Below are 406 nucleotides of genomic sequence, written 5' to 3'. Positions count from 1 at the left end.
GGGGAACGCTGCCCGGACCTCGTCCTCGGATGCCTGCACCGCCAGCATCACGCCACCGGCCGGGAGTGCCTGCATCAGCCGGCCACGGGCGGTGACCAGGGTGGCCGCATCCTCGATCGAGAGAACCCCGGACACCTGCGCGGCCGCGATCTCACCGATCGAGTGGCCGACGACGACGTCCGGGATGACACCCCAGGAGCGCAGCAGTTCGGCAAGGGCCACCTCGACAGCGAACAGCGCAGACTGGGCATAACCGGTGCGGTGGATCAGCTCCGAGTCGGCCAGGACCGTGCCGAGCGGGCGGTCCAGGTGCGCGTCCACGTGCAGCGCAACCCGGTCGAAGGCGTCCGCGAACACCGGGAACGTCGTGTAGAGGCCCCGGCCCATGCCGGCCCGCTGCGCGCCC

General features: G+C 71.7%; 1 protein-coding gene. It reads right to left on the bottom strand.

What is annotated here, in order from left to right:
- Nucleotides 1-406 (bottom strand): acyltransferase domain-containing protein (locus ADL15_RS18800; protein WP_157441459.1); only part of this gene is annotated, 406 nt, incomplete at both ends.

It is taken from the genome of Actinoplanes awajinensis subsp. mycoplanecinus (genome assembly GCF_001509495.1).
Classification (GTDB): domain Bacteria; phylum Actinomycetota; class Actinomycetes; order Mycobacteriales; family Micromonosporaceae; genus Actinoplanes; species Actinoplanes palleronii.
This window is presented reverse-complemented; position numbering and strand designations above follow the sequence as displayed.